Here is a 19921-nt window from a genome sequence, read left to right as displayed (position 1 = left end):
CGACCATGATGAACAGACGTTCCTTGCTGAAGTCCTCGCTGGCCAGCGGTGCCGGCCTGTCGCTTCTGGCCGGCATGAATGCAAGCCGTGCCGAAGCGGCCGGTGGCGACCCCATTCCGGTCGGCGCCGCGCTGCCGATGTCGGGCATGGCCGCGGCCGATGGTATCGAGTTCCAGAATGGCCTGACGCTTGCCATCGAGGAGATCAACTCGGTCGGTGGTGTGCTCGGCCGCCCTCTCGAATTGCATGTAGAGGACACCGCCGACATGGGGGCCGACGTTGTCAGCCAGGCCATGCAGCGCCTGATCGACCGCTACGAGACGCCGGTCATCATCAACGGCTACAACAACGGCACCAACATGGTGGAGATGGACGTGGCTGCCGACAGCGACGTCATCCTTACGCACTACAACACGCTGATTTCGCACAACAACAAGTTCAAGGAAGATCCCGAGCGCTACTACGGCTGCTTTCAGGGGGATCCGCCCGAATACTACTATGGTCCCGGCCTTCTGACCTATCTGAACACGCTGGTGGACAGCGGCCAGTGGACGCCGCCGAACCGAAAGATCGCGCTCGTGGCCTCCTCGGTGGAATATTCCGTCGTGATCGCCAACGCCGTGCGCGAGTTTGCCGAGGAATACGGCTGGGAAATCTCGCTCTACGAGACCGTCCAGTTCCCGACCAACCAATGGGGGCCGACCCTGGCCAAGATCCGTCAGGACGAGCCTGCGGTGATCGCGGTCACCCACTTCCTGCCGCAGGACCTCGCTGCCTTCATGACGCAGTTCATTCCGCAACCGACCAACTCTCTGGTCTACATGCAGTATGGCCCGTCTCTGCCGGCGTTCAAGGAAATCGGCGGCGATGCAGTGGAGGGCGTGCTCTATTCGACCGTCGTGGGCTGCCTGCCGGACGGCTACTCCGAAGGGTTCCGCACCACCTACCGCGAGAAGTTCGGCCCCAACTCGGCCTATCTGACCGGCTCTCAGACATACGATGGCGTCTGGAAATGGGCCCTGGCGGCCGCGATGGCCGGTGGCGCGGGCGAGCCTTATGATCGCGAGCAGGCACAGGCCGTGGCGGGTGCCATGAACCGCCTGGTCTACCGCGGTGTCAACGGCGTCTGCCGTTTCGATCCCGAGGGGCAGTCGGCCTTTACCTATCCGGCCCAGACGGCGGATCCTTCGCTCGGGATGCCGCACCAGTTCCTTCAGCATCAGGACCTGGCGACCGATCCGGTTCTTGTCGCGCCGACGATCTATGCCAAGGGCGACTTTATCATGCCGCCCTGGATGTCGTGATGTCGGATGTGCAGGCCCCCCTCCTGACCTGCACCGAGGTCTCCCGCCACTTCGGCTCGCTTGCCGCGGTGGACGGGGTCTCGCTTCAGGTGATGCCCGGCGAAGTGCTTGGCATCGGAGGACCCAATGGCGCCGGCAAGACCACGTTCTTTGACGTGGTCACTGGCATCACGCCCCCCTCCGGAGGGCAGATAGAGTTCGACGGGCACGACATCACGGATCATGGCGCCGACCGGATCTGCCATGCCGGTATCGCGCGCACTTTTCAGCTGAACGCGGCCTTCGATCACCTGACAGTGCTGGAAAACGTGCAGGTCGCGGCCCAGTTCGGGCGTACCGCGAGGCGGTTTCCGGGGCTGCGGCTTGGTGATCCGACACGCAGGGCGGTGGACGAGGCGCTGGGTTTCGTTGGCCTCTCCGCGCGGCGGCACATGCAGGCGGGCGATCTGCCGGTGCTTGACCGCAAGCTGCTGATGATTGCCGGGGCCATGGCGACCAACCCGCGCATGGTCTTCCTCGACGAGCCCGTCGGTGGGCTGAACACCAGCGAGATCGACCAGATCCAGGACCTCGTGCGGCAAATGCAGGGCAGGGGCATCACGATCGTTCTGATCGAACATGTCATGCGCTTCCTGCTCTCGCTCTCGACGCGGGTCATCATCATGCACCACGGGCAGGTGATCTTCGAAGGCCGTCCGGACCAGGTGGCAGAAGATGAAACCGTTGTGGAAACCTACCTGGGCGCGGGCACGGCCGGACGACTTAAATCCCACTTCTCGGAGGCAGAGAATGTCTGACGCCGGAGCGAGCCTGAAACTTGAGAATGTCCACGCGGGCTACGAGGGCCCCGACGTTCTGCACGGTATCTCCCTCGAGGTGCCGCAGGGCCAGATCGTGACGGTAGTGGGCCCCAATGGCCACGGAAAGTCGACCCTGCTGCGCACTATCTCCGGGCTGACCAGCCTGCGGCAGGGCGAGATCACGTTGGGTGCAAGCAAGCTGAGCGGCGTGCGGCCGGAGAAGATCGCGGCGCTCGGGATTGCGCATGTGCCACAGGGCGACCTGCTGTTCCCGGAGATGACGGTCTACGAGAACTTGCAGATGGGCGCCTACCTCAGCCGGGATCCCGCGCGGTTCGACGTGCTGCTTGAAGAGGTCTATGCCCTGTTGCCCCGGCTGAAGGAACGCCACGGCCAGATCGCCTCGTCGCTCTCGGGGGGCGAACGGCGCATGGTGGGCATCGGGCGCGGCCTGATGGCCGGCGCGGAGGTGCTGATGCTCGACGAGCCCTCGCTCGGGCTGGCGCCGCTGGTGATCGAGCAGATCTACGAGGTCATCGGCGCCTTGCGCGAACAAGGGCGCACGATTCTGCTGGTCGAGGAAAACCCGGCCCGCGTCGCGCATCTCAGCGACACGATGCACCTTCTGGACGATGGCCGGCTGACCTGGTCCGGCGCCCCTGCAGAGCTGTTGGAGCGCGAAGAACTTCTCGAAACCTATCTGGGAGGCTGAGACATGGATATCCTTGTCGCAATCCTGACCACGGGCCTGACCAACGGCGCGCTCTATGCGCTGGCCACCATCGGCCTGTCACTTGTCTGGGGCTCCATGGGGATGCTGAACATGGCCCATGGCGCCATGCTTACCCTTGGCGGCTATACCGTCTTCACGATTTCCACCACCTTGGGCATGCCGGTCTGGCTGGCGGTGGTCGTGGCGGCCGGCGTCGGGGCGGTGGCCGGTGCGATCCTCTATCTCGCCGTTGTGCGCAGCCTGTTGCACAACGCCGGCAAGAACTTCGAAACCAGCGTGATGATCGCTACCGTCGGTATCGCGATTGCCCTGCAGAACGCGCTGCTGCTGGTCTACGGCGGTCAGCCCCTGGCCCAGCCGTTCGGCGTCTCCGGCATGATCCGCATCGGCAACAGCGTCATTCCGATGCTGAACATCGCCATCATCTTGGTGTCGGTCGTCGTCATGGTGGCACTGGCACTGCTGATCGGCCGCACCCGCATGGGCCGCGCCATCCGCGCCACCGCGCAGAACCGACAGGCCGCCCTGCTGATGGGGGTGCCGGTGGAGCGGACCTACCTGCAGGTGCTGGCCCTCTCGGGGGCGGTCTCGGGCATCTGTGGCGTGCTGGTCAGCTCTGTCACGCAGCTTTCGCCGACCCTTGGCGCCGACCCGATGCTCAAGGCCTTCATCATGTGCGTGGTGGCCGGTCTCGGCAACCTGCCCGGTGCGGTGGCCGCGGCGTTCGGCCTGGCGCTGATCGAGGCCATCGTCCAGTTCACCATGGGCGCCCGCTGGGGCTTTCCGGTACTGCTGATGCTGGTCATCGCCATCCTGATCTGGCGCCCGAACGGATTGTTCGGCCGCGCTCAGATCCGGCGCATGTGAAGGGGGCAGGTTCATGAGCGACATCACGCAGAACGTCACCCCCTCCGTGGCTGGTCCCGCTGGGAATCGCGGGCGCAATGATCTGATTATCGGTCTCGTGCTGCTGGCCGTGGCCATTGCCGCGCCCTTCTTCATCGAGAGCCGCTACATGATGGGCCAGGTCATCCTGGGGCTCTTCTGGGCTTCGATCGCAGTGCAGTGGAACCTGCTCTTCGGCTACGCCGGCGTCTTCAGCCTCGGTCAGATGGCGGTCTTTGCCGTCGGTGGCTATGGCACGGCGATGCTGGCGCATTACCTCGGCATCAACATCTGGCTCGCCATCGGCGCGGGCGCGGTGCTTGCCACGCTGTTCTCGCTTCTGGTGGGGCTGGCGTGCCTGCGTCTGCAAGGGGTCTACGTCGCGCTGCTGACCTATGCGATCGCCCAGGTGATCTACCTGCTGATCGTGACAGACACGGGCTGTTTCGAGATGGTGGGCACCTCGTGCCGGCAGTTCAGCGGCGGTGCCACCGGCTTTGCGCGCTTCGGGGATTTCGGCATGCGTCCGATCCTCCGGGGAGACTGGATCCGCGGCAATTATGCCATCGTCCTGGTCAGCTTTGTCCTCAGCATGGGGGTCAGCTGGATCATCCTGCATGGCCCGATGGGCCTGGCCTTCAAGGCGCTGCGGGACAACCAGCCCTATGCGGTGGCCCGTGGCATCAACCGGTTTCACACCCAGTTGCTTGTGTTCGGCATCTCGGCCTTTTTCACCGGTCTGACCGGCGGCCTCTATGCCACCCACTTCCAGGCCATCGGACCGAACGTCTTCTCGATGTCCTCGCTGCTCTTCATCCTGGCGATTGCCGTGGTTGGCGGGGTCGGCACCTTCTGGGGGCCGGTCGTGGGAACCATCGTTCTCATGACGGCGGATGAACTGATGCGCGAGGCGGGGGAATTCCGGACCATCGGCCTGGGGCTGATCATCGCGGCCGCCGTGGTTCTTTTGCCGCGCGGGTTGGTCGGACGGTTCGACGATCTCGTCAGGAAATTGAGGAATTGATGCGCGTCCGGGGGCATGTCGTCCCCGGACGCCACTACGGACAAAGGGAGACCTCCAAGATGTATGACACGATTATCGTAGGGGCCGGATCTGCCGGCTGTGTGCTGGCCAACCGCCTGAGCGCCGATCCCACGCGCAAGGTATTGCTTTTGGAAGCCGGGGGCGATCAGCCTCTCGATGCAAAGATCCCCTCGAACTGGGTGTCGCTGTTCAACACCGATGCCGACTGGGGCTATTACACGATCGCGCAGGCGGGCTGTCGTGGGCGCCGCATCTTCTGGCCGCGCGGCAAGATGATGGGCGGTTCGGGGTCGATGAACGCGATGATCTACATTCGCGGTCTGCCCTCTGATTTCGACACCTGGGAAAGCGAGATGGGCTGCCCCGGCTGGAGCTGGGAGAGCGTCCTGCCGGATTTCATTGCCTCCGAAACCAATGCCAATCACCAGGACCCCATACATGGCCAGGATGGCCCCCTGCACATCCAGAGCCCGGAATTCCGGCACCGCTTCGAGGAAGCCTGGGTGGAGGCAGGGGCGGCCGCGGGCTATGGCGCGAATCCCGACTTCAACGGCGAGAGCCAGGAGGGCTTCGGCTTCTTCCAGTTCTTCATCAAGGACGGCCAGCGCTATGGCACCAACGCCGCCTACGTGCAGCCGGTGCTGGATCGGCCGAACCTGACGGTGACGAAGAACGTGCTGATCACCCGCGTGCTGATGGAGGGCAATCGTGCCGTGGGCGTGGAATACCTGCAGAACGGCCGGCCGGTGCAGGTGCGCGCTGACAGCGAGGTGGTGATGGCCGCGGGGGCCATCGGCACGCCGCAGATCCTGATGCTCTCGGGCCTGGGGGTCGCGGACGAGCTGACGGAAGCGGGGGTCGAGGCAAAGGTGGACATCCCCGAGATGGGCAAGAACCTGCAGGACCACATCAATGTGGCCTTCAGCTATTATACCAAGGAGCATGACGGTATCGGCGCCTGGGACGAGACCTTCATCAACGACGCGATGAAGGAATGGGAAGAGAAGGGGACCGGACCATTCTCGGTGCCCTGGGTCGCCGCCGGGGCGCATGTGCGCTCGCGTCCGGACGTCGAACCTGACCTGCAGCTCTACGGTGCTGCCTCGCCGCATCGCGACTATACCCGCTTCATGTCCGTCAAGGCCGGGATGACGATGCACTCCACCCTGCAGCGGCCCGAAAGCCGGGGCGAGATCAAGCTCTTCTCCGCCGATCCCGTCCGCTATCCCTCCATCGATCCGAAATACTTCGTCTCCGACGAGAGCGGTCAGGACATCAAGACCCTGGTGGAAGCGATCAAGATACAGCGCCGCATCGCCCGGACCGATCCCCTCTCGTCGATCCTTGATGGGGAAATGGCCCCCTCGGCCGATTGCCAGACCGATGGGGAGATCGAGATGTATGTGCGCAGCCACTGCATGACGCTCTACCATCCGTCTTCGACCTGTCGGATGGGCAAGGATGCAACAGCGGTCGTCGACAGCGACAGCTTCGCGGTGAACGGCATCGAAGGGCTCTACGTGGCGGATGCCTCGGTCTTCCCGCGCATGATCTCGGGCAACCTCAACGCGACGGTGATCCTGGTCGCTGAACGCGCGGCCAGGGCCATCGCGGGCAAATCCTCCGCAACCGCGGCCGCCTGAGCCGCACCTCTTCCCCAACTGGCAGACCGGGGCCAAGGGCGCCGGTCTGTCCTTTTCCTATCGCAGAGACCCCTCATGACCCTGACCAAGCACAGCAAGCAGTTCTACATCGACGGCGCCTGGGTTGATCCGGTGATGCCCGCGACACTGCCCGTGATCAATCCCGCGGACGAGACCGCCTTTGCCGATCTTTCGATGGGCGGCAGCGCCGATGTGAACAAGGCCGTCGCCGCCGCGCGGGTCGCCTTCGAGACGTTCAGCCTGACAACCAAGCAAGAGCGGGTGGCCCTGATGGAGCGTATCCTCGAGCGCTACAAGGCGCGCTTCGAGGACATCGCCCAGGCGGTCAGCCTCGAGATGGGCGCGCCCATCGGCTTTGCGCGCGACTGGCAGACCGGCATCGGACAGTGGCACATCGAGGCGACACTCCAGGCCCTCAGGGACATGGACTTCGAAGAGATGCGTGGCACCACGGCAGTGCTGCGTGAACCGGTTGGCGTGTGTGCCCTGATCACGCCATGGAACTGGCCGCTGAACCAGATCACCTGCAAGGTAGCGCCCGCCATCGCTGCCGGCTGCACCATGGTGCTGAAACCTTCCGAGATCGCCCCGGTCTCCGGCCTGATCTTTGCCGAGGTCATGGAGGAAGCCGGCGTGCCGGCGGGGGTCTTCAACCTGGTCAACGGTGACGGCCCCGCGGTGGGACAGGTCATGGCCGAGCATCCGGATGTCGACATGGTGTCCTTCACCGGTTCCACGCGGGCCGGGGTGCTCGTCGCCAAGGCCGCGGCCGACACGGTGAAACGCGTGGCGCAGGAACTCGGCGGCAAATCCCCGAACATCGTTCTGCCCGACGCCGATTTTGCCAGGGCCGTCAGCGAGGGCGCCGCGGGCTGCTTCGGCAACACGGGCCAGAGCTGCAACGCACCCACGCGGATGCTGGTGCCCGCCGGGCGCATGGAGGAGGCGATGGAAATCGCTGCCACGGTCGCGGCGGGGGTTGCCGTGGGCGATCCGCAGGATCCGGCCACGGTCATGGGCCCTCTGGTCAGCCAGATGCAATACGACAAGGTCCAGGCCCTGATCGAGAAGGGCATCGAGGAGGGGGCAATCCTGGCCGCGGGCGGCACTGGTCGTCCCGAAGGGGTTAACCGGGGCTATTTCGTTCGGCCCACGGTCTTCGGGCATGTCACCAATGACATGACCATCGCCCGAGAGGAAATTTTTGGCCCGGTACTCTCGATCATTTCCTATGAGGACGAGGAAGACGCGATCCGCATCGCCAATGATACGGTCTATGGGCTGGCGGCCTACGTGCAGGGCAGCCCGGAGGCCGCACGCCGGGTCGCACGCCGGCTGCGCGCGGGTACGGTGCATCTGAACGGTCCGGCCTGGGATCGCTTTGCTCCCTTCGGCGGTTACAAGCAATCCGGCAACGGCCGCGAATACGCCGACTGGGGCCTGCACGACTTCCTAGAGATCAAGGGCGTCGTGGGCTGGGGCTGAACCGCCTCGGCTAGGTCAGTGCGGGTTGCATAACAGGCGGGCCCAGCGGTGCGGGGGCACGCAATCCCTCGGGCCGCCGCCCGCCCCCGCATTGCCCTTGCGCATGTCCCGCGCCGATGACACAGACCGGGCGTGACAGATAAGGGAACGCCCCGCGCATGCAGGTCAGCGAACACAGAATTCACCAGGTCTTTCGCTTCAGCGTCGTCCTGAAGGGCTTGCACGCGCTGACGGAGATCGCCATCGGCGTCGCCTTCTACTTCATCAGCACCCAGACTTTCCTGAACTGGGCCAATGCGCTCACCCGGACCGAGCTGACGGAAGATCCGCGCGATGTTGTCGCCACGCATATTTTGCATGCGGCGCAGGCGATGACCGGGGCAACTCAGTCCTTCTATGCCTTCTACCTGGTCAGCCACGGCCTGATCAAAGTCGTCCTCGTGATCGGCCTGCTGAAGGAAAAGCTGATGGCCTATCCGTTGTCACTCCTGGCGCTTGTGGCCTTCATTGCCTACCAGCTCTATCGCTACAGTTACACGCACTCGGTGGGGCTGCTCATTCTGACGGCCTTCGACCTTTTCGTGATGGTCCTCGTCTGGCATGAATGGCGCTTGCTGCGCCGCCACATGAGCCTCGACTGAGGCGGCGTGACGAATGCAAGCGCCGGCCCCAGGACAAGGACCGGCACCCTTACCTGTGACAGGGGATATCAGGCCGAAGGTGCGGCCTCCAGCCAGCGTTTGCGCTGTTTTGCAAAGTTCGCATAGACACGCTCCCCCGCCACGAAGGCATCATAGTGCAGCGGCTCGCCGTCTTCGGCAAAATCGGCCGGGTCGATCTTCTGGTGCCAGCTCGGATGCATGAAGAGCGGGATCGAATACCGCTCCTCGCTTGACCGGTTGTAGACCCGGTGCATGGCCGAGCGGCAGCGGCCGTTTGTCCATTGCGTCAGCAACTTGGCACAGTTGATGACGATGGCATCGGGTTCCGGTACCACCGGTAGCCAGAGCTCTTCCTCGTCTTTTTCCGCCGAGGAGGGCGCGCGCACCTCGAGACCGCCCACCTGGTCCTGCACCAGGATCGTGATCAGCCCCTGGTCCTCGTGCGCGCGAATGCCGACATCCGTGATATGGGCGGTGTCCGCGATGGGGGGGTAATGGTTCACCCGCATGTTGGAGTAGGTATCCTTTGACACGTCGGAAAAGAATTCAGCCGTCTTGCCAAGGTGGACGGCGAGGGCACGCAGCAGCGCTTCGCCCAGCCCGAAAAGCGCGCCGTAGCACTCCTCGAGGGTATCGCGAAACCCGTCCGGTGCCTCGGGCCAGGGGGTCTCGGCGTAGAAGGGAAGCTCCAGCAGCGCGGGATCAGACGGGCGGGCGGGATGGCCCATGGAAAAGGCCTCTTGGCTGGACGGTTTCTGGCCCTTCTTCACGTTGTCGAACTTCGGCTGAAAGCCGCGGTTCGTGCGCTGTTCGGCAAAGCGCATCTTTTCTTCTTCCGGCCAGGCAAAGAACTCGGCCGACAGGTCCTTGGTCTTCGCGATTAGCTCAGGCGATATGCCGTGGCCAGTGACCTTGAAGAATCCGTATTCCTCGGCTGCGCGACCGATCTGATGGATTACGTCAGGGCTGGCCGTTGGCTCTCTGGAGCCTATCCCATTGACAAGGCCGGAAATGTCGATGGTCGGGATTTCGGGCTGTGTCATGTCGCGCTCACTCCGGGCTGCGGGACAGCAGCCCCGGGTTGAAGGCATTTGTCATGACTTCGTCGACCGGCAGGGCTTCGTCGATTTCGCCGGCGGATTGATAAAAGGCCATGTCGGCTTCCCAGGTGGCCGGGTTCATCCAGAGATAGCCATGGTCTGCAGTGTCGGGGCTGACGGCAAAGCTGGCCTGGATCGGCATGCGCCAGGAGAGCTTGCGCTCGTCCTCGATCTGCTCCGGATAATCCACGACGTCCGCCACGGTTTGATCCGGATGCTCGACGGTGAATTCCACGCCCTTTGCCACCGCGGCCAGGAAACGCGAGACCAGCTCGGGATTCTCCTGGATCATCGTGTCGGAGGTAAAGAGAACGTCGTGGTAGGAGGGGGTGCCATACTTGTTGTACTCGATGGCCTTCCAGACCTTTCCGTAGAGCGGCGAGCCTTCCTCGGCCTTCGCGATCTCCTGGTCGATCTGATAGGTCTGGTTGTGGAGCATGCCGGTAAAGAAATCGATCTGTCCCAGCAGCAGCGGCTCCGGCGTGGCCATCACGATCCTCGTCTCGACGGTCTCTGGATTCACGCCGTTGCGCGAGGTGATGGCGTCAAGAAAGGGTTGGCCGTCGCTTTGCATGCCGACGACGGCACCTTTCAGGTCCGCCGGTGTTGGGGGCGGCGCGTCGGGGTCGGTGATCTCGATATAGGCATAGGGCCGGATCTGGGACATCGCACCGATGGCCTTGATGTTCACCGGTGACTGGGCAAGCCGGGCGAAGAAGATCGCCGAGGCGCCGGTGACGCCGAAATCTGCCTGGCCGACGCCGACCATGGGCACCGGGTTCTTTCCGGGCCCGCCATCGATGAACGTCACATCGAGCCCTTCCTCCTCGAAGAAGCCTTCTGCATCTGCCGCCATTAGGGCCGAGTACTGGCCGTTGCGTAGCCAGCCAAGGGCAATGCTGATGTCGTCGAGATCCTGGGCCCAGGCGGGGGTGATCGCCGTGCACGCCAAGAGAATACCGATAGAGAACGGTTTCATTGGAAGCTCCTGTTGGGTCATTATTGAGGTTGTGGAAAGGCTGTGCCCGTCAGGGGGCGTCGTCTTTCCAGTTGAGGCGCCGACCCACGATCTGAACCATGGAATAGGCGGCAAAAGAGAGGATGGCTGCGAGCAGGGCGACGGCGTAGACCTGATCGCCCCGGTATTGTTGCATCGCCCGATTCAGGACATATCCGAGCCCCTCGGTCGAGATCATCCATTCCACCACGATGGTGACGATGATCGAGCCGGAGGCGGTAATTTCCTGCGCGGCGATGATGAAGGGGAGGGAATAGGGCAATCGGACCCGAAGAAAGATGTCGACAGGTCCCGCGTCGAGGATCCGCATCCGGTCGAGTACGACCGGATCGGTTGCAAGCAACCCGCGGTAGGTGTTCACCAGCACCGGGAAGAATCCGGCCAGCGTCACCACCACGACGACCGAGGTGAATCCGTTGCCGATGGCCAGCACCAGCACGGAGACGAGCGCCACGTAGGGCACGTTCCGGATGGTGATCGCGGCCGGCATCAGCAGGGTCCGGGTGATCGGTACCGCGACAAATAGCACGGCCAGACCGATGCCGACGACATTGGCCAGAAGGAAGCCCAGCAGCGCCGCCTTGAGCGTGGATAGCATGTGCACCGTGATGAAGCTGCGCTCGGTCACGATCGTGTTAAGCACCTGAGAGGGGCGCGGGATAACGAATTCCGGCAGGCCGGAGAACCAGATCGCCAGGTACCACATCAACAGGATCGACCCGATGGCGCCCATGAGGCGCAGCACAATCAGCGCGGTCTTTCGCAGGATGGGCGGCACCGTGGTACGCTCGGTGTCGGAGGGCGCGGGCAGGCTCGTGTCGCTCATGCCGCCACCTCCTTCGTGTCGGTGCCGAACAGATGGTCGCGCAACAGCTGAGCGGTGCGCACGAATTCCTTCGAGCTGCGGAAGGAGGCTGGCCGTGGCCGTGGTGCGGCGATGCGTACATCGTCGATGATCCGGCCCGGCGCCGGCGAGAAGACCAGAACGCGATCCGAGAGGAGCACCGCCTCGTCAATATGGTGGGTGACGAAGAGAACGGTCTTCGGACGCTCCGAGAGTTGTTCCGACAACCACAGACCCAGCTCCTCGCGGCGCATCTCGTCCAAGGCAGAGAAGGGCTCATCCATCAGCAGGACATCGGGATCATGGGCAATGGCCGAGGCGAAGTTGACGCGTTGCAGCATCCCGCCGGAGAGCTCGTGCGGGCGTTTCTCCTCGTGACCGGCCAGTCCGAAATCCCGCAGCAGGCGCAAAGGGGAAAAACCCTTCTTGCGCGCCATGCGCTGGGTGAATTCCACATCGCTGCACGCCGTCTTCCAGGGGAGCACGGCAGGTCGCTGGGAGACCAGTCCCAACCGTCGCTTGTGGCGCGCCTCGAGCGGGGTCTCTCCGTCGATCAGAACCTCTCCGCCCGTCGGCATCTGCAGCGACGACACCAGCCGCAGCAGGGTCGTCTTGCCGCATCCGGACGGCCCGATCAGCGAAACGAATTCCCCGGCAGCGATATCTAGATCCACATGCGCCAGCGCCTGGTAGGCCCCGAACCTCTGTGAAACGTTCCGAATGGCGATGGGGAGAGGCACCAGTCTTGTCCTTCCTGTGGCTGAGGCAATTTCGATTAAGATACATTCCGAAAGCCACATTCACGGCCCCGTCAAACAGGGATATTTGCCTGCTTGGATAGACCAGCTATCCAGATGCATTCCGTGCACCTGACATTTCCGAACATGACAGTCGCAGTGAATCGTGACTGCCGTAGCGCACCAAGCGCGCTGGCCTGGCCAAGCTTTCCCAACAAAATGAGTGGTATGGGAGTGCCCCGAACATTGAACTGGGCATGGATCGGATGCGCGGAAATCGCTGCGCGGTACCTTGTTGGGCTACGGCTGGCGCCGCTCCTTTTGGGGTGGCTGATCTGCGCATTGGCGATCCGAACCGGATGTGCTGCACATGAAATGCGCAGCACATCCTCTATTTAGACCCGCCTTTCGCCCGCCAAAAGGGAAAGTGTCCTTGCTCCTTCAGCCTGAAGCCACTCGAACAGGCGACGAATCTCGGGGCTATCGGCGCGGCTCGTGGCGCAGCGCAGGTAAAAGCCTCCGGAAACGTTGATCCCGAAGGGCGCCTTGAGCTGGCCACTGGCCAGATCGCTCGCAACATGGGGAATGGGCACGATGGCGACGCCCACCCCGGCACGCGCTGCCTCTATCACCAGCGACAGCGAGGCGAGTTCGATATCTTCTCGGAAATCGATCGCGGCCTGGCCGGTTTCGTAGAACCAGCGGTCCCAAAGATGATTGTTGGAGGTGTTGCGAAGGCTGCGCAAACCGTCCGCCCAGCCTGCCGGCAGGTCTCCATTCCGCGGCATGAGCCTCGGGGCCAGAACCGGGCCAATGACCGCGTCCATGAATTTCAGGCTCGACACCTCCGGCTGGGAAGAGTGGCCGCCTGCGACGATTAGGGCGTCGAATTCTGCTGCGTCGAGATCCGTCGCTATGTCGTCTTCTATGATGTCGAGATCGATGCCCAGATCCGCGCGGAGCAGGCTCTCGAACCGCGGTATGAACCAATAGGCGGCAAAGGCCGGGCGCATCGCCAGGCGGAAGGGGCGGGCACGGTTGCGGGGCTGCACATCTTTGGTGGCCTGTCGGATGATGCCGAAGGCGGTCGAAATGGCGCGGGCATAATCGCGTCCTTGTGGGGTCAACAGAAGTTGCCGGCCCTTGCGCTCGAAGAGTGGCCGGCCGATCGTGGCCTCGAGCGCCCGGATCTGCTGGCTCACCGCGCCATGGACGACATTCAGCTCGCGGGCCGCAGCCCGGACAGAGCCCGTGCGTGCGGTGGCCTCGAAGGCTCTAATTGCTGTAAGAGAGGGGAGCATTGTGCCTGGCCCGGGCTGATCGTTGGGTTCGCAGGCAAGTCTAGCCACAGTAGCGCCGCGGCAGAAGGGGCCGCGTCATCGCTGGATCCGGGGCATGTCGCCAGCCCTTTGCATGTATCGTCGCGCTGGGCTATCCGTGAAAACAGGTTTTCGTGGAGAGCAGCATGCAGTCTCAATCCTTCCTGGCCCGCGTCCGGCGGAAACTGCCAGAGTTGCACCCCGCAGAGCGGCGCTTGGGCGAACTCGTCTGCGATTTCCCGGGCGAGCTTGCCAGCTACTCCGCATCGGAACTGGCGACGCTTGCCGGGGTTTCGAACGCGACCGTGACGCGCTTCATCAAGCGGCTGGGGTACGAAACCTACGAGGACGCGCGCCGCGATGCCCGCGCCGAGCGCAGCAGCGGTTCGCGGCTCTATACCCGGCACGCCGGAGAGGGAGCGCAGGCAGCGCCCGACACTTTCATGGAGACCGACATCCGCAACGTGCAGCATACCCTGGAAGGGATCTCCCGCACCGAGGTGGATGCGCTGGCCTCCACGATGCTCGCTTCGCGCAAGGTCTGGTGCCTGGGCTTTCGCGCCTCCAATGCCATGGCCAACTACCTTCAATGGCAGCTTCTTCAGGCCCTGGAAGATGTGGTTCCCGTGCCCGGCGGGGGACAGACCATGGGCGAACATGTCGCCCGAATGAAATCCGGAGACGTTGTCGTGGCCTTTGGTTTGCGCAGACGGGTCGCCGGGTTCGACAACCTGCTGAAGGTCATCGGTGCAACCGGTGCGTCCATTGCCCTCGTGACCGACGAAGGGGTGCCCGAGAACCCCGACGTATCCTGGCATTTCCGCTGCGAGACCCGCTCTGCCGGCCCTCTCTTCAGCCACGTGGGGGTCATGGCCCTGATCAACCTGCTGACGAACAGGACGATCGAGCTGGCGGATGCCGACGGCAGGCAGCGCCTCAGGGACATCGAGACGATGAACGACCAGCTGAACGAACTCTGAGCACTGGGCGCCGAACTGGGGCGCAGAAATGATTACGAACAAGGCATATGGTCGGTACAGTCCGGCCTATTTCGCGGAAAATGCACAGGAGGGGTGAAAAAATATTTTCACAAAGAGGAAAATGTGTTTTCATGTGGATAAGTTCTTCAATCGTCCTGTCATGCCTTTTCAGAGGATTCGACCATGCGCACGCTCCTTGCCTCCACCGCCCTGATCTGTCTTGCCCAGTCCGGGCTGGCTGATACGACCACGCTCCGTGTTCTCGGTCAGCCGGTCGGTTCAGGCCTGATCCAGCAACAACTGGAACAGCCCTTCTTCGAGACTTTCGCCGAGACTTCCGGGCTGGATGTCGACGTGGAATACCTCCCGGTCGACGTCGCGGGCATTCCCGATACGGATGGCATGCGCGTTCTGCGCACCGGTCTCTTCGATATCGTCTCGGTGCGCGGTCCGCAGGTCAGCCGGGACGAACCGACGATGCTGGGCCTGGATCTTGTCGGCCTCAATCCCGACTACGCAAGTGGCAAGGCACACACCAGTGCCTTTCTCCCGACGGTCGATGCTGCTGTTCAGGACCGTTTCAATGCCAAGCTGCTTGGCGTCTGGCCGGCAGGGCCGCAGGTGATCTTCTGCAAGCCGGAGATCGGCGGCCTCTCCGATCTCGAAGGTCTCAAGGTGCGGGTGGGCGATCAGTCGGCTTCGGCCTTCGTGGCCCAGTTCGGGGCCACCGGTGTGCCGCTTCCCTTTGGCGAGGTGCAGCAATCACTGGCCCGCGGTGTTGTCGATTGTGCGATCACGGGCCCGTCCTCGGCCAATTCCGCCGGCTGGCCGGAGGTGACCACGACGGTTCTGCCGATCGCGCTGCAGCTGGCGGTCAACGGCTATGCCATCAACCTCGACAGCTGGAATGCGCTCGGCTCTGACCGGCAGGTCAAGTTGCAGGGCGCGATCGACATGCTGGTCGATGATGTCTGGAGCTATTCCGAGGATCTCTACATCGACGCGATGAACTGCAATACGGGGCAGGAGCCCTGCGAATACGGCACGCCTTACCACCTGAAGAGCGTCGATGTCTCCGAGGCGGACTTGCAAGCGGTCTCCGATGCGCTGGTCGGCTCCTCGCTTCCCGCCTGGACGAAGCAATGCAATGCCGTGAACGCGAGTTGCGAGGCAGATTGGATGGCCTCCGTCGGCGCCGAACTCGGTCTTTGAAACAGGCCCGGAGGACCACGCAGTGAAGACCTACTCGCGGCTTTGCGCGATTGTCTTCGGCCTGATGATGACGGTGCTCTGCATCGTCATCGCGGCCGAAACGATCCTGCGCAAGCTCTTCAACCATTCACTGGCCGGGGTGGATGAACTCTCCGGCTACGCGATCGCGGTGGGGGCGCCGCTCTGCTTTGCCGTCGCGGCGATCGAGCGCAGCCATATCCGCATCAACCTGCTGCATATGCGCATGCCGAAGCCCGCCCAGGCGGCTCTGAACCTGGTGTCGGCGCTGGCACTGGCGGGGCTTTCGGTCTTCCTTCTGATCTTCTCGCTGCGCACCGTCGCGGAAACCAGGCTGTTCGGCTCGGTTGCCCAGACCCCCTGGATGACGCCGCTTATCTGGCCGCAATCGGTCTGGCTCATCGGCATGGCGATCTTTGCCCTGGCAACGCTCTTGCTCGCACTTCAAGCCGTGCTTCTGGCGCTGCGCGGGCAGGGCGATGCGCTGCTGCGCGATTTTGGCCCCGAAAGCGTGGAAGACGAACTCGCGGCCGAGCTTTCCGACCTGGATGCCCGCACATGAGCATCACAGTCATCTTCGCGGGTTTCCTTTGCATGCTCGTGCTCATGTTCCTGTCGCTGCCGGTCGCTGTCTCGATCCTGGCCGTCGGCGGCATAGGAGGCTACCTCGCTTTCGGCATGCCACTGGTGGAAACAATGGGGGGCGTCGTCTGGGGCACGCTGAACAACCCGGTCATGACCGCCGTGCCGCTCTTCATGATGCTGGGGGAACTGCTGCTGCGCGGTGGCATTGCCGACCGCATGTTCGCCACGCTCTCTGTCTGGCTGGGGCGGTTGCCCGGTGGGCTCCTGCACACCAACATCGGCACCTGCGCGCTCTTTTCAGCCACCTCCGGCTCTTCCGTTGCCACGGCGGCCACGGTGGGCACCATCGCCCTGCCGGCACTCGAGGGCCGCGGCTACCCGGTACGCCCGGCGCTCGGTACCCTGGCGGCTGGCGGAACGCTGGGCATCCTGATCCCGCCCTCTGTCAACCTGCTCGTCTACGGCTCGTTGGCCAATGTCTCGGTGGGGCAGCTTTTCATCGCGGGCGTTCTGCCGGGCCTGCTGCTGACGCTGCTGTTCTCGGCCTATGTCGCACTGCGTTATCCCGACGCCGGCCGCGATGCCTCGGTGTCCGCGATTACGGCCACGGAAAAGCGTCGGCTGCTGCGCCACCTGGTGCCGCCGGCGGTGATCTTCGGCATCGTGATGGGCTCCATCTACGGCGGCATCGCCACCCCCACCGAAAGCGCCGCCCTCGGTGTCGTTGCCGCCTTCTTCTTCGTCTGGCGCAGTGGCCGTCTCAGCTGGGATCTGCTCGAGAACTGCTTCCTGCAATCGGCGCGCACCTCTGGCATGGTCCTTCTCGTGATCGTCTGCGCACTGCTGCTCAATGTCACGCTGTCGATGACCGGCGGTACACAGGCGGTGACGCGGTGGGTCACCGGCCTCGGGCTGTCGCAAACGACGCTGCTTCTCCTGCTCGTGCTTTTCTACGTGATCCTCGGCATGTTCATGGATGCCATGTCGATGCTGGTGCTTACCGTGCCGATTGCGGTGCCGATGGTTACCGTTCTCGGGGTGGATCCTGTCTGGTTCGGCGTCTTCGTGGTGGTGATGTGCGAGATCGGATTGATCACGCCGCCCGTGGGCATGAACCTCTTCGTGGTACAGGGCGTGCGCAAGGGCGGCGGCGACTTCAACGACGTGATCCGCGGGGCAACCCCCTTCGTGCTGATCATGATCGCTTTCGCCGGGCTGCTGGTCGCCGTGCCGCAGATTGCAATGCTCTTGCCCGACATGGCCGCGGGGCGCTGAGATGGAGAGCCTTGTCGGCACAGCGCCCTGTGCACCGGTGCGGCCTCGCAGCATGCTCGTGGTCAATCCCAACGGCAATTCCGGAGTGACCGATCTGGTTGCGCGGACCGCTCGCGCGATGCTGGATCACCGGACCAGTTGCCGGGTCCTGAACCCGGCCGGCAGCCCGCATTCGATCGAGACGCTGGCCGATCGTCGCATGGCCGAGCCCCTGGCCATCGATCTTCTGGCGCAGAACCCCGGGCATGACGCCTATGTCATGGCCTGCTTCGACGATATCGCCATCGAGAGCGGGCGCAGGTTCCTCGGGGCGCCCATCGTCTGCGCCGCCGAGGCCGCGATTTCCATGGCGAGGCTTTTCGCGGCACGTTTCACCATCGTCACGACGGTCGAGGGCATGGTGCCGGGCATCCGCGCTCTCGTCCGCAGCCAGGGCGCAGAGGCGATCTGCTCCGTGCGGGCGGCCGGGATCGGTGTTGCGGCTGCGGCCGCCGGCGGAGAGGAAATTTCGCGGCGGCTCGATGAGACGATCCGCGATGCCCGTAATTTCGACGGTGCCGGTGCGATCATCCTCGGATCGGGCGGGCTGGCCGGGCGGGCGCGTGACCTGTCGGCCCGGCACAAGTTGCCCGTGATCGACAGCATCGAGGCCGCGATCGCGATGGGCGAGGTGGCGGCACGGATGCGCGGCTAGCCCTCTCTGGGCCTCAACCCAGCTCCAGGAAGGCCGACAGCACGTCGGCGCGGCTCAGCATGCCCACCAGCGCCCCGTCCGAGACGACGGGGTAGCTGCGATAGGGGTCGGCGATGAACCTTTCCGCAGCCGTGACGATATCGGTGTTCACATCAAGGGTCTCGATCCGCGTGGTCATGTGATCAGCCACCGTGTCCGACCAGCGCTGGTAATAGGCCGAGCTGAGCGCGGCCTTGAAGCAATCCTTCTGCGACAGGATCCCCATCAGCTGGCCTTCCGGATCAAGCACGGGTGCGGCAGAGAAATTGCCCTCGACCAGTCGTGCCACCGCGTCGCGCATCGGCATCCCAGGTGTCAGGGTCAGCACCTCGCGGCGCATGCAGGTGCCTACGGTCAGATCACTCATCGGTCTGCTCCCGTGCGGCAAGGCGGCGTGGGCAGGTGGCGCATTGGCCGCCGTTGATGCAGGCCGAGGCCTCGCAGGAGGTCTGCAGCGGTCGCCCCCGGAGCAACAGCCCTGCCGACAGCCCGAGGCAGGCAAGGCAGATGATCACGACGGCCAGGAGAAGCTCGATCATGTTGTCACCTGGGTAAAGGACACCTGTCCGGTGATCTCCCGGCGCAGGCTATCGCCATCCGAGTAGAGGAAGAGCGCATCGCACCCGTGCTGCCGCGCGAGGGCAGGGCCACGCACCGGGCCCGCCGCGAAAAGGGCCGTGGCCCAGCCATCGGCCGCCATGGCCGTCCCTGCCAGCACCGACACCGAGGCAAGCTCTCCGGCCGCGACCGGCGCGTGACGCTCGGGATCGATGATGTGGGAATAAAGGTGCCCCGCGAGGCTGTAGGAATGGGCGCTGATCCCCGAGGTGGCGATCGCGCGATCGGTGAGCGGCAGATATCCGGCCAGCCCGCTTGCCCCGGGCAGCGGATGTTCCACCCCGGCAAGCCAGTCTCGACCGGCAGGGTGTCGGCCCGCGGCCCGGATCTCGCCACCGATCTCGATCAGGAAATCCTGCCGGCCTGCCCGCAACAGCTCTCCTGCCACCAGGTCGAGCGCTCGTCCCTTGGCGATGCCGCAGTAGTCCAGCGTCAGCCCGGCGCGCTCTTTCATGATGCGGTCACCCTCCAGTGTGATCTCGCGCCAGGAGCCGCTCTCGCCCTTGATGGGGCCAAACCCCCATCGCGCCACCGACGGGCCCACTGTCGGATCAAAGGCCCCCTGGCTGAGCGCCGAGAGACGCAGCGCCGCCTCCGTCACCCGCGCCATCTCGGGCGAAATGGTCAGGGCTCCGGCAGGGGCGCGGTTCATCCCGCTCAGTTCGGACCCGGCCCGCCAGGGCGACATGTGCCGGTCGACGTCGTCCAGCCGCGTGACGATCCGGTCCCGCAGCTCCTGCGCATCGTGGCCCGCCGGCAGAACCACCTGCCAGGAAGTGCCAAAGGCCGCCCCGCTCAGCACCTGCGTGGCGCGGGTTTCGGCCCGGAGCAGACCCGGACAGGCGATCATGACACCGGAGAGGGCGATGAAGCTGCGTCGGTCGATCCTGGTAAGGGGCATGGT

The 19921-nt window shown here is 64.1% G+C and carries 21 protein-coding genes; 13 read left to right on the top strand and 8 right to left on the bottom strand.

The window, feature by feature from the left end; genetic code table 11:
• The first annotated feature begins 5 nt into the window (after nucleotides 1-5).
• The 8 genes from AC0WR5_RS11315 to AC0WR5_RS11280 all read left to right on the top strand — a co-directional run bounded on the left by AC0WR5_RS11315 (nucleotide 6) and on the right by AC0WR5_RS11280 (nucleotide 8557).
• Nucleotides 6-1304 (top strand): ABC transporter substrate-binding protein, encoded by a 1299-nt coding sequence (locus tag AC0WR5_RS11315; protein WP_475863202.1) that lies wholly within the window; start codon nucleotides 6-8, stop codon nucleotides 1302-1304.
• Nucleotides 1304-2101, top strand: a complete 798-nt coding sequence (locus AC0WR5_RS11310) for an ABC transporter ATP-binding protein (protein WP_475863200.1) — start codon at nucleotides 1304-1306, stop codon at nucleotides 2099-2101. Before AC0WR5_RS11315 ends, AC0WR5_RS11310 begins: the two co-directional genes overlap by 1 nt.
• Entirely contained in the window at nucleotides 2094-2816 is a 723-nt protein-coding gene (locus AC0WR5_RS11305) for an ABC transporter ATP-binding protein (RefSeq protein ID WP_475863198.1), read from the top strand. Before AC0WR5_RS11310 ends, AC0WR5_RS11305 begins: the two co-directional genes overlap by 8 nt.
• A 3-nt stretch (nucleotides 2817-2819) precedes the next feature.
• On the top strand, nucleotides 2820-3704 hold the full coding sequence (locus tag AC0WR5_RS11300; protein WP_475863196.1) for a branched-chain amino acid ABC transporter permease: 885 nt from the start codon (nucleotides 2820-2822) through the stop codon (nucleotides 3702-3704).
• 13 nt (nucleotides 3705-3717) lie between these two features.
• The gene (locus tag AC0WR5_RS11295; protein ID WP_475863195.1) at nucleotides 3718-4746 is read left to right on the top strand and encodes a branched-chain amino acid ABC transporter permease; all 1029 of its coding nucleotides are present in this window, start codon (nucleotides 3718-3720) and stop codon (nucleotides 4744-4746) included.
• Between the two features lie 59 nt (nucleotides 4747-4805).
• Nucleotides 4806-6410, top strand: coding sequence for a GMC family oxidoreductase (locus AC0WR5_RS11290; protein ID WP_475863193.1), 1605 nt, complete (start codon nucleotides 4806-4808; stop codon nucleotides 6408-6410).
• 75 nt (nucleotides 6411-6485) lie between these two features.
• Complete coding sequence (locus AC0WR5_RS11285; RefSeq protein WP_475863192.1) at nucleotides 6486-7916, top strand: aldehyde dehydrogenase family protein; 1431 nt, start codon at nucleotides 6486-6488, stop codon at nucleotides 7914-7916.
• Between the two features lie 158 nt (nucleotides 7917-8074).
• Nucleotides 8075-8557 carry a DUF2127 domain-containing protein gene (locus AC0WR5_RS11280; RefSeq protein WP_475863190.1) on the top strand — a complete coding sequence of 161 codons (483 nt, stop codon included), beginning with the start codon at nucleotides 8075-8077 and terminating at the stop codon, nucleotides 8555-8557.
• A 68-nt stretch (nucleotides 8558-8625) separates the two neighbouring features.
• Here AC0WR5_RS11280 and AC0WR5_RS11275 read toward each other — a convergent pair whose 3' ends face one another.
• The 5 genes from AC0WR5_RS11275 to AC0WR5_RS11255 form a co-directional block, all read right to left on the bottom strand.
• The gene (locus tag AC0WR5_RS11275) at nucleotides 8626-9621 is read right to left on the bottom strand and encodes an isopenicillin N synthase family dioxygenase (protein ID WP_475863188.1); all 996 of its coding nucleotides are present in this window, start codon (nucleotides 9619-9621) and stop codon (nucleotides 8626-8628) included.
• A 7-nt stretch (nucleotides 9622-9628) separates the two neighbouring features.
• Nucleotides 9629-10657: an ABC transporter substrate-binding protein gene (locus AC0WR5_RS11270; protein ID WP_475863187.1), complete on the bottom strand. Its 1029-nt coding sequence runs from the start codon at nucleotides 10655-10657 to the stop codon at nucleotides 9629-9631.
• Nucleotides 10658-10706: 49 nt separating this feature from the next.
• Entirely contained in the window at nucleotides 10707-11522 is an 816-nt protein-coding gene (locus tag AC0WR5_RS11265) for an ABC transporter permease (RefSeq protein WP_475863185.1), read from the bottom strand.
• The gene (locus AC0WR5_RS11260; RefSeq protein ID WP_475863184.1) at nucleotides 11519-12280 is read right to left on the bottom strand and encodes an ABC transporter ATP-binding protein; all 762 of its coding nucleotides are present in this window, start codon (nucleotides 12278-12280) and stop codon (nucleotides 11519-11521) included. Before AC0WR5_RS11260 ends, AC0WR5_RS11265 begins: the two co-directional genes overlap by 4 nt.
• 392 nt (nucleotides 12281-12672) lie before the next feature.
• The gene (locus tag AC0WR5_RS11255) at nucleotides 12673-13578 is read right to left on the bottom strand and encodes a LysR substrate-binding domain-containing protein (protein ID WP_475868978.1); all 906 of its coding nucleotides are present in this window, start codon (nucleotides 13576-13578) and stop codon (nucleotides 12673-12675) included.
• 164 nt (nucleotides 13579-13742) lie between these two features.
• On the opposite strand from AC0WR5_RS11255, the gene AC0WR5_RS11250 reads away from it, so the two are divergent.
• The 5 genes from AC0WR5_RS11250 to AC0WR5_RS11230 all read left to right on the top strand — a co-directional run bounded on the left by AC0WR5_RS11250 (nucleotide 13743) and on the right by AC0WR5_RS11230 (nucleotide 18360).
• Entirely contained in the window at nucleotides 13743-14576 is an 834-nt protein-coding gene (locus AC0WR5_RS11250) for a MurR/RpiR family transcriptional regulator (protein WP_475863182.1), read from the top strand.
• 183 nt (nucleotides 14577-14759) lie between these two features.
• Complete coding sequence (locus AC0WR5_RS11245) at nucleotides 14760-15788, top strand: TRAP transporter substrate-binding protein (protein ID WP_475863180.1); 1029 nt, start codon at nucleotides 14760-14762, stop codon at nucleotides 15786-15788.
• 22 nt (nucleotides 15789-15810) lie between these two features.
• Nucleotides 15811-16368, top strand: coding sequence for a TRAP transporter small permease subunit (locus AC0WR5_RS11240; RefSeq protein WP_475863179.1), 558 nt, complete (start codon nucleotides 15811-15813; stop codon nucleotides 16366-16368).
• The gene (locus tag AC0WR5_RS11235; RefSeq protein ID WP_475863178.1) at nucleotides 16365-17666 is read left to right on the top strand and encodes a TRAP transporter large permease; all 1302 of its coding nucleotides are present in this window, start codon (nucleotides 16365-16367) and stop codon (nucleotides 17664-17666) included. Before AC0WR5_RS11240 ends, AC0WR5_RS11235 begins: the two co-directional genes overlap by 4 nt.
• 1 nt (nucleotide 17667) lies before the next feature.
• Nucleotides 17668-18360, top strand: coding sequence for an aspartate/glutamate racemase family protein (locus AC0WR5_RS11230; protein ID WP_475863176.1), 693 nt, complete (start codon nucleotides 17668-17670; stop codon nucleotides 18358-18360).
• A 13-nt stretch (nucleotides 18361-18373) separates the two neighbouring features.
• Here the strand turns inward: AC0WR5_RS11230 and AC0WR5_RS11225 are convergent, their stop codons facing one another.
• The 3 genes from AC0WR5_RS11225 to AC0WR5_RS11215 are packed head-to-tail and all read right to left on the bottom strand — an operon-like array spanning nucleotide 18374 to nucleotide 19918.
• Nucleotides 18374-18766: a CBS domain-containing protein gene (locus tag AC0WR5_RS11225; protein WP_475863174.1), complete on the bottom strand. Its 393-nt coding sequence runs from the start codon at nucleotides 18764-18766 to the stop codon at nucleotides 18374-18376.
• The gene (locus AC0WR5_RS11220; RefSeq protein ID WP_475863171.1) at nucleotides 18759-18938 is read right to left on the bottom strand and encodes a hypothetical protein; all 180 of its coding nucleotides are present in this window, start codon (nucleotides 18936-18938) and stop codon (nucleotides 18759-18761) included. The genes AC0WR5_RS11225 and AC0WR5_RS11220 overlap by 8 nt, the downstream gene beginning before the upstream one ends.
• Complete coding sequence (locus AC0WR5_RS11215; RefSeq protein ID WP_475863169.1) at nucleotides 18935-19918, bottom strand: FAD:protein FMN transferase; 984 nt, start codon at nucleotides 19916-19918, stop codon at nucleotides 18935-18937. The genes AC0WR5_RS11220 and AC0WR5_RS11215 overlap by 4 nt, the downstream gene beginning before the upstream one ends.
• Nucleotides 19919-19921 lie beyond the last annotated feature (3 nt).

The organism is Pseudooceanicola sp. DL12 (genome assembly GCF_056270665.1).
This window is presented reverse-complemented; position numbering and strand designations above follow the sequence as displayed.